At 64.6% G+C, this 11,327-nt stretch carries 11 protein-coding genes; 3 read left to right on the top strand and 8 right to left on the bottom strand.

Annotated elements, in window-relative coordinates; genetic code table 11:
• Nucleotides 1-202 precede the first annotated feature (202 nt).
• The 3 genes from hisG to hisS all read right to left on the bottom strand — a co-directional run bounded on the left by hisG (nucleotide 203) and on the right by hisS (nucleotide 3,750).
• Nucleotides 203-904 (bottom strand): ATP phosphoribosyltransferase, encoded by a 702-nt coding sequence (gene hisG, locus NKH33_RS17590; protein WP_352618466.1) that lies wholly within the window; start codon nucleotides 902-904, stop codon nucleotides 203-205.
• Entirely contained in the window at nucleotides 901-2,019 is a 1,119-nt protein-coding gene (locus tag NKH33_RS17585) for an ATP phosphoribosyltransferase regulatory subunit (RefSeq protein ID WP_352472679.1), read from the bottom strand. The genes hisG and NKH33_RS17585 overlap by 4 nt, the downstream gene beginning before the upstream one ends.
• Before the next feature lie 171 nt (nucleotides 2,020-2,190).
• The gene (hisS, locus tag NKH33_RS17580; RefSeq protein ID WP_352472680.1) at nucleotides 2,191-3,750 is read right to left on the bottom strand and encodes a histidine--tRNA ligase; all 1,560 of its coding nucleotides are present in this window, start codon (nucleotides 3,748-3,750) and stop codon (nucleotides 2,191-2,193) included.
• A gap of 432 nt (nucleotides 3,751-4,182) precedes the next feature.
• On the opposite strand from hisS, the gene NKH33_RS17575 reads away from it, so the two are divergent.
• Nucleotides 4,183-4,434 (top strand): hypothetical protein, encoded by a 252-nt coding sequence (locus tag NKH33_RS17575; protein WP_352472681.1) that lies wholly within the window; start codon nucleotides 4,183-4,185, stop codon nucleotides 4,432-4,434.
• Nucleotides 4,435-4,438: 4 nt separating this feature from the next.
• Here the strand turns inward: NKH33_RS17575 and NKH33_RS17570 are convergent, their stop codons facing one another.
• A complete protein-coding gene (locus NKH33_RS17570) occupies nucleotides 4,439-5,074 on the bottom strand; it encodes a DNA-3-methyladenine glycosylase I (protein ID WP_352472682.1) in 636 nt (211 codons plus the stop codon).
• A 222-nt stretch (nucleotides 5,075-5,296) separates the two neighbouring features.
• On the opposite strand from NKH33_RS17570, the gene NKH33_RS17565 reads away from it, so the two are divergent.
• Both NKH33_RS17565 and NKH33_RS17560 read left to right on the top strand, forming a co-directional pair.
• A complete protein-coding gene (locus NKH33_RS17565) occupies nucleotides 5,297-6,031 on the top strand; it encodes a L,D-transpeptidase (protein WP_352472683.1) in 735 nt (244 codons plus the stop codon).
• A gap of 261 nt (nucleotides 6,032-6,292) precedes the next feature.
• Nucleotides 6,293-7,213 carry a bifunctional 5,10-methylenetetrahydrofolate dehydrogenase/5,10-methenyltetrahydrofolate cyclohydrolase gene (locus NKH33_RS17560; RefSeq protein ID WP_352618472.1) on the top strand — a complete coding sequence of 307 codons (921 nt, stop codon included), beginning with the start codon at nucleotides 6,293-6,295 and terminating at the stop codon, nucleotides 7,211-7,213.
• A gap of 9 nt (nucleotides 7,214-7,222) precedes the next feature.
• Here NKH33_RS17560 and NKH33_RS17555 read toward each other — a convergent pair whose 3' ends face one another.
• The 4 genes from NKH33_RS17555 to NKH33_RS17540 all read right to left on the bottom strand — a co-directional run bounded on the left by NKH33_RS17555 (nucleotide 7,223) and on the right by NKH33_RS17540 (nucleotide 11,268).
• Entirely contained in the window at nucleotides 7,223-8,290 is a 1,068-nt protein-coding gene (locus NKH33_RS17555) for a hypothetical protein (protein ID WP_352618475.1), read from the bottom strand.
• On the bottom strand, nucleotides 8,262-9,563 hold the full coding sequence (gene glcF, locus NKH33_RS17550; RefSeq protein WP_352472686.1) for a glycolate oxidase subunit GlcF: 1,302 nt from the start codon (nucleotides 9,561-9,563) through the stop codon (nucleotides 8,262-8,264). The genes NKH33_RS17555 and glcF overlap by 29 nt, the downstream gene beginning before the upstream one ends.
• A 68-nt stretch (nucleotides 9,564-9,631) precedes the next feature.
• Complete coding sequence (locus NKH33_RS17545; protein WP_352472687.1) at nucleotides 9,632-10,015, bottom strand: DUF4870 family protein; 384 nt, start codon at nucleotides 10,013-10,015, stop codon at nucleotides 9,632-9,634.
• Nucleotides 10,012-11,268 carry an FAD-binding protein gene (locus tag NKH33_RS17540; RefSeq protein WP_352472688.1) on the bottom strand — a complete coding sequence of 419 codons (1,257 nt, stop codon included), beginning with the start codon at nucleotides 11,266-11,268 and terminating at the stop codon, nucleotides 10,012-10,014. Before NKH33_RS17540 ends, NKH33_RS17545 begins: the two co-directional genes overlap by 4 nt.
• Nucleotides 11,269-11,327: the final 59 nt, after the last annotated feature.

Genomic DNA, 11,327 nt, shown 5'->3' with positions numbered 1-11,327 from the left:
CAAGAAAATCGCGTCAGGTTGGCACTGCGGCCAAGCTGCCAATCTCCCTCCTTGAGGGGGAGATGGCCGGCAGGCCAGAGGGGGTCGCCGCGCGCGGAGCTCCAGCCTGTTCTGTCGGTTAGGAGAGTCGCGTCAAGACGTACCGACCCCCTCTGTCGCCTTCGGCGACATCTCCCCCTCAAGGGGGGAGATCGGCTGGTCGTCAGCCTGCGTTCACCGATGCCATCCTGCCCGCAATATCGCGCAACACGGCCTCGTCCGTCGCCGAACGCATCTTCCTCGACGCCACGAGGCAGGCCTGCGAGCGCAGGATGACGCCGTCGGCCAGCACCTTGAGATGGTTGGCGCGCAGCGTCGCGCCTGACGTGGTGATGTCGACGACGATATCGGCTAATCCGGCCGCCGGCGCGCCTTCGGTGGCGCCAAGGCTTTCGACAATGCGGTAGACCTGGATGCCGTGCTTTTGCGAAAAGAACTGCTGGGTCAGGCGCCAGTATTTGGTGGCGATCCTGAGCCGGCGGCCGTGGCGCTGGCGGAAATCGGCGGCGACGTCGTCGAGGTCGGCCATGGTGTCGACATCGAGCCAGATGTCGGGCACGGCGACGACGACATCGGCATTGCCGAAACCGAGGCGGGCGATGATTTCGGCGCGCGTCTCGCAATCGGCGAGGTTTTCGCGCAAAAGGTCCTCGCCGGTGATGCCGAGATCGACCGACCCCTGGCCGATTTCGCCTGATATCTCCGAGGCAGACAGGAATGCTATCTCGACGCCGTCAAGGCCGTCGATGCGGGCGCGATATTTGCGCTCGTCGCCGGGCAGGCTGACGGCAAGCCCGGCCTTGGCCAGCACCTCCAGCGCCTGCTCCTTGAGCCGGCCTTTCGACGGGATCGCCAGCGTGATCATGGCGCCGTCTCCCGCAGCGCCTCGATGCGGTCGAGCCAGACGGAAAAACCGACGCCGGGGATCGGCGTTTTGGCGCCGAGCAGCGTCAGCAGCCGGTCGTAGCGGCCGCCACCGGCGAGCGGCCGGTCGCCATCCTGCGCCGCGATCTCGAAGACCAGGCCGGTGTAGTAATCGAGCGGCCGGCCGAAGGCGGCGTCGTAGCTGATTTCAGACATCGGCAGGCCGAGGCTTTCGATGGCCGCGGCGCGGGCTGCGAAATTCTCCAGCGCAGCCCCCAGTGAAAGCCCGGCATCGGCTGCAAAACGTTGGAGCGCTCCGGCGGCGCTGTCGAGCGGCACGTCGATTGCCAGGAAACTCTCTAGCGCCGCGAATGCCTCGTTCGACAGCCGCACGCTGCGCAGTTCGGCCTTCTCGATCAGGCGCCGCGCAATCTCGGACGGCGAACGCCCGGCCGTTGCCGACAGGCCAGCCTCTTCCATGCCGCCGGCGACATGCGCCGAAAGACCGTCGAGATCGCCATCAAGGACAAGCGCGGCGACCGCGCCGGCAAGCTGGCTGTTGCGCGGTGGATTGGCCAGATCGGCAAGGGCGGCCTCAAGCATCGGCGCCGAGCCGAAGGCGCGGGCCAGCCGCATGCGCCAGCCGCGCGGCAGGCCAAGTGCTGCCAGCACCGCCTCGAAGATGGTCTGGTCGCCGAGCGTCACCGCCAGTTCCCGGCCGGGCAGGACCAGCGACAGCAGCGCATGCGCATCGGCCAGCGAACGGGCGTCGGCGGCCGCCGTGTCGCGGTCGCCGAGATCCTCGATGCCGGCCTGGAAGAACTCGTTGCCGCCCTCGCGGCGCTGGCGAAACACCTCGCCGAGATAGGAATAGCGGCGCGGCGTGCCGGCCTGGCTGGCGATGTGGTCGAGGCAGACCGGAATGGTGAATTCCGGCCGCAGGCAAAGCGTCTGTCCGGTCTCGCTCTCGGTGAGAAAGATGCGGCGCCGCAAATCCTCGCCGGCCATGTCGAGGAACGGGTCGGCCGGCTGCAGCACCGCGACTTCGACCGCATGCGTATTTCGCGCGGCGAAGAGGCTGGTGATGTCGGATGCGATGGCGGGGCGCGAGGTCACGGCAGGCGCCCTTCCCTTCTCCCCCTGTGGGAGAAGGTGGATTGGCGCGAAGCGCCAAGACGGATGAGGGGTGCCGGAAGAAATGAGGCGTCGGCGTTCCCTGGAACACCCCTCATCCGACCGAGCTTCGCTCGGCCACCTTCTCCCACAAGGGGAGAAGGAAGCGGCGCCCTACTTGCCACGCGCCCGCTCCTCGGCCTGCGCCGCCAGTATCTTCTTCACCTCGGCGACCAGATCGCCTTCCGCCACGGTCACCTGCGCCGGTCGCGCGGCGCGCCATTCGGCGTTGTCGGCGATCTCGGCCGACATCTTCGCGCCTTCGATCAGGTCCTTGATCTGCACCTCGCCCTTGGCGCGCTCGTCGCCGCCCTGGATGACGGCGACCGGGCTACCGCGGCGGTCGGCATATTTCAGCTGCGCCTTCATGCCGGCGCCGCCGAGATACATTTCCGAGCGGATGCCGGCGGCGCGCAGCTCGGCCACCATCTTCTGGTAGCGGCCGAGGCTTTCCGTATCCTTGTCCATGGTCAGCACGACGACCGGCGCGATGACATCGGAAGTGTCGAGCTTGCCGAGGTTCTTCAGCGCCGTCATAAGGCGCGAGACGCCGATGGAAAAACCGGTCGCCGGCACCGGCTCGCTACGGAAGCGCGAGACGAGGCCGTCATAACGTCCGCCGCCGCCAACCGAGCCGAAGCGCACGATCTGGCCGTCCTCGTTGGGGATCTCGGCCAGCAGCTCGGCCTCGTAGACCGGGCCGGTGTAATATTCGAGGCCACGGACGACGGATGGGTCGATGCGAATGCGATCCTCACCGTAGCCGCTTTGTGCGACCATGGTTCTTATCTGCTCCAGCTCTGCAAGACCCTCGACAAACGAGGCATTCGTTATGCCGAGATGTTCGAGTTTCCTTTCCTCGACAAGATTGCTGAGCCCCGGGGTGATAGATCCCAGTGTCTGGACAATTTGTTCGGGATCATGCTGCGCCATGACCGTGAAATAGCTGATCACAACATCGATTTGCGCGTTACCCAGCCCGGCGCCCTTGGTAAAATCACCGCTCTCGTCCTTGCGCCCGGCGCCCAAAAGCAGGCGCACGCCCTCGACGCCCAGCTTGTCCAGCTTGTCGATCGCCCGCAGCACCTGCAGCCGGCGGCCAGCGTTCTCGTCGCCGCCGAGGCCGATCGCCTCGAGCACGCCGTCGAGCACCTTGCGATTGTTGACGCGGACGACGTAGTCGCCGCGCTTGATGCCGAGCGCCTCCATCACGTCGGCCATCATCATCGCCATCTCGGCATCGGCCGCGACACCCGGCGTGCCTACCGTGTCGGCGTCGAACTGCATGAACTGGCGGAAGCGGCCGGGACCGGGCTTCTCGTTGCGGAACACCCAGCCGGAGCGATAGCTGCGATAGGGTTTCGGCAGGCGCTCGAAATTCTCGGCGACAAAGCGCGCCATCGGCGCGGTCAGGTCGTAGCGCAGCGACAGCCATTGATCGTCGTCGTCCTGGAACGAGAACACGCCCTCGTTCGGCCGGTCCTGGTCGGGCAGGAACTTGCCGAGCGCATCGGTGTATTCGATCAGCGGCTGGTCGACCGGCTCGAAACCGTAGAGCTCAAAGACCGAGCGGATCGTCGCCATCATCTTCTCGACGGTGCGCAGATCGTCGGCGCCGCGGTCGACAAAGCCGCGCGGCAGCCGCGCTTTCATCTTTTCGGATTTGTCGGCCATGGGATGGGTACTTTGCTATGTAAACGGTGACTTATTTCGGGTCGGCGTGTCCTACCGATGCAGCCCGGAGAAGGCAAGGGTTTGCGGCTTTTCCGCGATGTCGCGGGACCAGTTGGTTCGCAAATGTCGCGCCGCCCCTCATCCGCCTGCCGGCACCTTCTCCCCGTATAGTGACGGGGAGAAGGGGAGTTGTCGCAGCCTCGCCGCTACTTGTGCAACGCTGTGATTGGCGAAACCACCGGCGGAGGCGTCCTTTCTCCCCGTCACTATACGGGGAGAAATGCCCGGCAGGGCAATGAGGGGCAGCGCAAAGCCATCAGGCAGGGCGATCGAAACAAACCGCGTCACAAATGAAACAATTGTGCCATGCGCGCGGCATCGTGCCGACACAATCCGGGCCGATAAGCGCGCCGAAACAAGGGGTTCGGGGCCATGGCCACGCTACAGAAGTTCGACATCATCGATAGCCGGGCACGCGACGCCTCGGTCCGGCTGCGGCCGGCCGATGGTTATGCCCCGAATACGAAGCAAATCGCCGGACCGTTCGAGGTCGCGGCGCAACAGCGCAGTGGACCGACCATGCGCGACGTGCTGATGACCGGACTGCTGGTGATCTATCCGGTGTTCGCCGCGCTGGCGGCCATCCTTGCCGGGTTTTTCCTGGCCGGCGCCGGCGGCGCCTGAGCCGCTATTTCGGCCGCTTGAACGCTTTCCGTTCCGCCTCGACCGGCTCGCGGCAGACGCAGCCCTCGAGATGGTCGTTGACCAGCCCCATCGCCTGCATGAAGGCGTAGACGGTGGTCGGGCCGACAAAGCTCCAGCCGCGCTTCTTCAGCTCTTTCGAAATGCGGACCGAGACGGCCGTCGTCGGATTGGCGCGCAAATGCGCGAGGTCGACGATCTCGGGCCGCTCGTGCGGGCCGGGCTCGAACTTCCAGAACCAGGCGGCCAGCGAGCCGGCCTCGTCGATGAGTTCGCGGGCGCGCTTGGCGTTGTTGATGGTCGAGACGATCTTGCCGCGATGGCGGATGATGCCGGCATTGCCGAGCAGGCGATCGACATCGGCGTCGGTGAAGGCGGCGATCTTGTCGACATCGAAGCCGGCAAACGCCTCGCGGAAATTGTCGCGCTTGCGCAATATGGTCAGCCAGGACAGGCCCGACTGAAAACCTTCGAGGCAGATCTTCTCGAACAGGCGGCGGTCGTCGGCGACCGGCCGGCCCCATTCGTGGTCGTGGTAGTGCAGATAATCCGGCAGGTTGCCGTGCCAGAAGCAGCGGGCGATGCCGTCGGGACCGGCAAGCAGACCTGTCTTTTCATCCATGGCGGAATTCCGTTCGTGTCTTGGCGTTAACGCGTTTTGACGCGGCCTTTACCGCGGCTTTACCAGATTCCTGAACCGGGCGGTAACCACACCAAAAGCTTTACTGACAGATCGGCATTTTACACATTCCGATTCATGTTTCGGTTGCCGCTTCGCGCCCAATGTCGGCGAAATCGGGGAGGCTTTGCACCCCGGCATGTTCGACGATCAAGGTGCGTTGCGATGAAGACATTCTTGTTCCCACTGTTCGGCGCCGCGGCCGTACTTGCTGCCGGCGCCGCCAATGCCAACGACCGCTATGCGGAGAGGCCGCCGGTGGTGGTCAGCCCGGATCTTTCGGCACCCTGGGTGCTGCAGCTCGGCCATGCCCCGGGCATCGTGCGGCAGAGCCGGCAAGAGGCGCAGCCGCAACGGCGCTACCGGCGGCTGGCCGAACCCGATCAGCTGCGCACCGCAGCGGTGCAGGCGCCGGCCAAGCGCATGGTGATGCGGCCGCAGATCGACCCGATCTATCTGCCGCAGGAAGTCGCCTATGACGGCCCGCAGAAGCCGGGCACGATCGTCATCGATACGCGAGAGAATTTCCTCTATCTGGTCGGGAAGAACGGTAAGGCGCGGCGTTATGGCGTCGGCACCGGCAAGCCGGGCTTCGAATGGTCCGGCACCCACAAGATCACCAACAAGCGCGTCTGGCCGGATTGGCGGCCGCCGGCGGTGATGATCGCCCGCGAAGCCGCCAAGGGCCGTTATCTGCCGACCTATCTCGCCGGCGGCATGGAAAACCCGCTCGGCGCACGCGCGCTCTATCTCGGCTCGACTGAGTACCGTATCCACGGCACCAATCAGCCCTGGACGATCGGCGGCGCGGTGTCGTCGGGCTGCATCCGCATGCGCAACGAGGACGTGGTCGACCTTTACGAGCGGGTCAATGTTGGCACGACGGTTGTAGTCATGTAATCTGCGGTTGACCTCATCGATGATTCTGCTCAGAAGCCTCGGGAGCATTGAATAACGGGGGACGGGCCGTGTGGGGATGCGGCCAGTCACGAAAGGGCAGCGCGGCAAGCCGTGCTGCCCTTTTTGTTTCCGCCAGCAGGAATTGACGGGAAGATTTTGCCGGCACGTCGCGCGACCGGCATGGCGGTTCGCTTTTCGCGCTGCCTTTTCGCGGTTGCTTTGCTATGTGGCGGCTAAAATCCAGATAAAGGCCCCATCCCGATGTCCCTTTCCGACGACAGCCGCTATCTCAGAGGCGGCCCGGTTGCTCAACGCATCATCGCCGGCGTGCGCGAGGACGCGGCGATCGCCACCGCCGAAGGCTTTCCGCCCAAGCTGGTGTCGGTCACCGTCGGCGATACCGCCGCGGTCGATGTCTATGTCCGCAACCAGCGCGCCAAGGCCGGGTTGGCCGGCATCGGCTTCGAGGAAAGGCGCTTTCGCGCCGACATCACCGCCGGCGAGCTGGAAGCGGCAATCCACGGGCTTAACGCCGACCCGCGCGTCACCGGCATCATCATCCAGCGGCCGGTGCCGGTGCACATTCCGATCAAGACGCTGCAGGCGGCGGTGCATCCGCTCAAGGATGTCGAGGGCATGCATCCGGCCTCGATCGGCAACATCGTCTACAACCAGCTCGACCTGGCGCCCTGCACCGCCGCCGCTTCGGTCGAACTGCTCAGGGAAACCGGCCTCGACCTCAAGGGGCTCGAGGTGGTGGTCGTCGGCCATTCCGAGATCGTCGGCAAGCCGATCGCGTTCCTCTTGATGAGCGAAGGCGCGACGGTGACCGTCTGTCACCACATGACGCGTTCGGTGGCGGCACACGCACGCCGCGCCGACGCACTGTTCGTCGCGGTCGGCAAACCGCGGCTGATCAAGGCCGACATGGTCAAGCCGGGCGCCGCCGTCATCGATATCGGCATCAATTCGGAAATCGGGCCGGACGGCGAGAGCCGCATCGTCGGCGACGTCGATGCCGAGAGCGTCAGGCATGTCGCGTCGTGGATCACGCCGGTGCCGGGCGGCGTCGGCCCGATCACGGTGGCGATCCTGCTGCGCAACACGATGGTGGCCCTCAGCCGGCAGCGTGCCCGCTATCAGGCAACCTACGGCACGGCAGACCGGCTGGCGGCGGAGTAGGCGCCTTCGTCACGTGTATTGCGGCACATGGCAGGTGATCCGGGACTCGTCATCCCAGAAGACGTAGAGCACGCCGCCGCTGCCCCAGAAGAAACCGGCGAGTGAATCGAACTGAAGAAGAAATTTCATTTCCCGGTCCGTTCCGGGAACGACTGGAAACTGCGGTCCCTGAATCCATGACGGCAGCCCACCAAGCCGAAACAGGTTTTGCCTTGAATTGCTTATCCCGTACGACTGCCTGAGCCACCGTTCAGGGGTCGGTGCCAACCGAACAGTTCTTTTCTCGGCGGCCTTTGCAAGCCTCTCAATGTAGGGCGAATGCAGAGGCGCGATCGGCGTCGGCACACCGGCAGCGTCGTGGGAATAATAGGTCGGTTCGAGAGAATTCGCACAGGTCTCGATACGGAGTCTGGGAAGAGGCATCGTCAGCTCATTCCCAAGATCGTCCAGCGTAATCAGATGTATCAGTCGCTCTCGACAGGTCGGGCACACTGCCGATCCTTCGCCGCCGACCGTAAGTGGCCTGCCAGTCGCCGGCAGATGCCAGGTAGGATGATTGCGATGCGTCGGAAAAGACATGTCGCTCGGAGCGCCTTCCTCAAAGCTGAAATGATGACATGCCGGGGACGAACGAGGATCATCATGCGTCAGCCAGTCTGCGAAATCGGGAATGTCGCCCAAGGTACTGTCTGGAAACAATTCCGGCGCCTGCAAGGCGACGTGAGCCAGCAGATCCTCCACGTCTATTCCGCGTTTCACTTCCTCTTGCAGGAAAAATGCCAGACGAGCCAAATGCGCGTCGTCGAGAAACGAAACGGCGTCGATAATCAGATTGTCTTGCTGGACGTCGGCTTGTACCGCTGCCCTTATGAGCGCAAACAGGAATTCGGACCCATCCTTGAGATGACGAGCGATGATTGTCTGGCATTCGCCATAGCTGGCCTGGAACGTCGCCGGCGATCTGTCCGACAGCAGCCGAACGACGGTTCCAATCTCTTCTGACTTTGGGTTGGGCATCTCGGCAGTCTCATCGGCGGGTGCGCAGCAATCAAACCAATTTTGGCGGCTCGCCGCCATAGGCCCAGTCCAGCAGCTTTATCGTATGCACCACCGGCAGCTTGGCGGCGGAAGCGATCTGGGTGATGCAGCCGATATTGCCGGTGGCGACGATTTCAGCACCGGTCGCCTCGATATTCCTGAGCTTGCGGTCGCGCAACGTCGCCGAAATCTCGGGCTGCAGGATGTTGTAGGTGCCGGCCGAACCGCAGCAAAGATGCCCTTCGCGCGGCTCGCGCACGACGAAGCCGGCACGGACCAGAAGCTCCTTCGGCTGGCGGGTGATCTTCTGGCCGTGCTGCATCGAGCAGGCTGAGTGATAGGCGACGATGGTGCCCGGCTTGCGGACCGGCTCGGGCAGGTCGAGGCTTGCCAGATATTCGGTGATGTCCCTGGCCAGCGCCGAGACCCGCGCAGCCTTGTCGGCATAGGCCGGATCGAGGCGCAGCATGAAGCCGTAATCCTTGATGGTGGTGCCGCACCCGGATGCGGTGATGACGATGGCGTCGAGTCCGCCCTGCTCGATGGCGCGCGTCCAGGCGTCGACGTTCCGTCGGGCCGACGCCAAGGCAGCGTCCTCGCGCCCCATATGATGCACCAGCGCGCCGCAGCAGCCCTCGCCCGCGGCCACCACGACCTCAACGCCAAGCCGGGTCAGCAGCGAAATCGTCGTGTCGTTGATGCCGGGATCGAGCACGGATTGCGCGCAGCCGGTGAGGATGGCGACACGGCCATTTTTCTTCGCGCCCTGCCCGGCATGGACGCCCGGCGAGGCCATCGGCGAGACTGCCGGGACCGACGCCGGGGCCAGCTTCAACATCGCGCCCAAAGGCTTCAATGCCTGGATTTTCTCAAACAGGCCGGCGAATGGCTGGCCGAGCTTCGCCAGCTTGAGCGCCGCGCGGAAACGCGAGGGGTAGGGCAGCACGAAGGCCAGCATGGCGCGTGTCAGGCGATCGGCCAGCGGACGCTTGTAGGTTTGCTCGATATGGACGCGGGCGTGGTCGACCAGATGCATGTAGTTGACGCCCGACGGGCAGGTGGTCATGCAGGCGAGGCAGGACAGGCAGCGGTCGATATGGGTGACGATCTGCTTGTCGGCCGGCCGTCCGTTTTCCAGCATGTCCTTGATCAGATAAATCCGGCCGCGCGGCGAATCCAGTTCGTTGCCGAGCGTCACATAGGTCGGGCAGGTGGCGGTGCAGAAGCCGCAATGCACACATTTGCGCAGGATCTTCTCCGATTCCGCGACATGCGGATCGGCGAGCTGGGCAGCTGAGAAATTGGTCTGCACGTAAACGAATCCCTACCGTTTGAGCATGATCTTTTCCCAAAACCGGTACCCAGTTTTGGGGATCATGCTCATAATCCCAGAAACCAGCTTTCCGGGTTCTTGACCGCCTCGCCGCGCTGCAGCGCCTGCAGGCCGAGAATGCAGCGGGCGATGAACCAGACGGCAACGGCAACCATCAGCACGACACCGATGACCACGATCATCAGCAGCGCCGAGATCAGTGCATAGAGCAGGCCGATCCAGAAGGTGCGGATCAGGAATGTGTAGTGGCCTTCGACGAAGCCGCCGGCCTTGCCGCGATTGATATAGGCCAGGACGATGCCGACAATGCCGCTGACGCCGATGGCCAGGCCGGCGAGATAGAGGATGTAGATGACCAGCGCGTTGGTCGGGCCGGGCTCCAGCCAGCGGTCGGTCTGGCGTGACGTACCGTTTTGGCCTGGATCGCTCATTGTGCTCCTCCCTCGGTTGCCGGCGCGAGAGTAGCAGAGCTTGCGCCCGGCGCCATACGGCCGGGATTGAGGATATTCTTCGGGTCGAATTCGGCCTTCAGCCGCGCCGACAGTGCTGCCAGTTGCGGCGCTTGCGGTTCGAACACCGGTACGGCGGCGCGGTGCGAAGGGGTTGCGCGCACCAGCGTCGCATGGCCGCCGCCGTGTTTTCTGATCAGGCTGCGCAACAGGCCTGCCTCGGGATCGTCCTGCTGCATGCGCAGCCAGATCAGCCCGCCCTGCCAATCATAGAAGGCATCGACCGGGGCCTGCATGCGCAGCGCCAGCACCATCTGGTGGCCCCGCGACGGCGCCATCGAGACGCGCCACACCGGCCTTTCGCTGCCATCGGCGAACGGCGCGCAGTCGCGGACATTGCGCCAGACCGAGTACGAGACCGAACCGGAAATCTCCTGCAGCGGCCCAGCGTTTTTCAGCAGGTCTTTCAGCGCGGCAATGCGGTAAGCGACCGACGGGCCGAAGCCCTCGATGCGCAGCAGCGTCGCGGCATCGCTGCCGAGACTGCCGCCGGCGACCCTGGCTGCGACCCGTTCGGGAAGATGGGCAGCGCTCGACACTTCGGCGCTGGAACCCAGCGCCAGCGCCATGGCGGCGGCGGCGTGATCGTCGAGCAGGCCGCGGATGGCAAGCGTGACTTCGGTCTCGGCAGCAGGCAGCACCTTGAAGGTGACGTCGGTGAGCACCGCCAGCGTGCCCCAGCTGTTGGCCATCAGCTTGGACAGATCATAGCCGGTGACGTTCTTGACGACGCGGCCGCCGGACTTGAAGGCCTCGCCGCGCCCGGAAACGGCCGCTATGCCAAGGATATGGTCGCGCGCAGCACCCACCTTCAGCCGGCGCGGGCCGGAAAGGTTCGCGGCGAGTGCGCCGCCGATCGTGCCTCGCGCTGGCTCACCGCCGAGCAGCGGGCCGTAATCCATCGGTTCGAAGGCAAGTTGCTGGCCGTTTTCGGCAAGCAGGCTTTCGATTTCGGCCAGCGGCGTGCCGGCTTTTGCCGACAGCACCAGTTCGGCCGGCTCGTAAAGCATGACGCCGGAGAGTTTGGAAAGGTCGAGCGTATGCTCGCTCTGCTGCGGCCGGCCGATACCGCGCTTGGAGCCGTGGCCGAGGATTTCGAGCGGCGAGTCTTCGGCGGCTGCCCAAGCGACGGTGGATAGGGTTTCCGCGGCTGTTGACGGGGTGAAGGTGGTCATGGGACGGACGCGGCATTTGCAAATGCGGGAACGTCGTGTTCCTTCGCGCCCCCCTCTGT

It is taken from the genome of Mesorhizobium sp. M1182 (assembly GCF_040318335.1).
Taxonomy (GTDB): Bacteria; Pseudomonadota; Alphaproteobacteria; order Rhizobiales; family Rhizobiaceae; genus Mesorhizobium.
The sequence above is the reverse complement of the archived record's forward strand: the minus strand, read 5'-3'. Positions and strand labels throughout refer to the sequence as shown.

Bases quoted from the DNA above. Each gene is read 5' to 3' on its own strand.
- NKH33_RS17555 (WP_352618475.1), bottom strand. From the start codon at position 8,290: ATGGCGGCGAGCCGCCAAAATTGGTTTGATTGCTGCGCACCCGCCGAT.
- NKH33_RS17540 (WP_352472688.1), bottom strand. From the start codon at position 11,268: ATGACCACCTTCACCCCGTCAACAGCCGCGGAAACCCTATCCACCGTC.
- NKH33_RS17575 (WP_352472681.1), top strand. From the start codon at position 4,183: ATGGCCACGCTACAGAAGTTCGACATCATCGATAGCCGGGCACGCGAC.
- NKH33_RS17560 (WP_352618472.1), top strand. From the start codon at position 6,293: ATGTCCCTTTCCGACGACAGCCGCTATCTCAGAGGCGGCCCGGTTGCT.
- NKH33_RS17545 (WP_352472687.1), bottom strand. From the start codon at position 10,015: ATGAGCGATCCAGGCCAAAACGGTACGTCACGCCAGACCGACCGCTGG.
- hisS (WP_352472680.1), bottom strand. From the start codon at position 3,750: ATGGCCGACAAATCCGAAAAGATGAAAGCGCGGCTGCCGCGCGGCTTT.
- NKH33_RS17565 (WP_352472683.1), top strand. From the start codon at position 5,297: ATGAAGACATTCTTGTTCCCACTGTTCGGCGCCGCGGCCGTACTTGCT.
- NKH33_RS17570 (WP_352472682.1), bottom strand. From the start codon at position 5,074: ATGGATGAAAAGACAGGTCTGCTTGCCGGTCCCGACGGCATCGCCCGC.
- hisG (WP_352618466.1), bottom strand. From the start codon at position 904: ATGATCACGCTGGCGATCCCGTCGAAAGGCCGGCTCAAGGAGCAGGCG.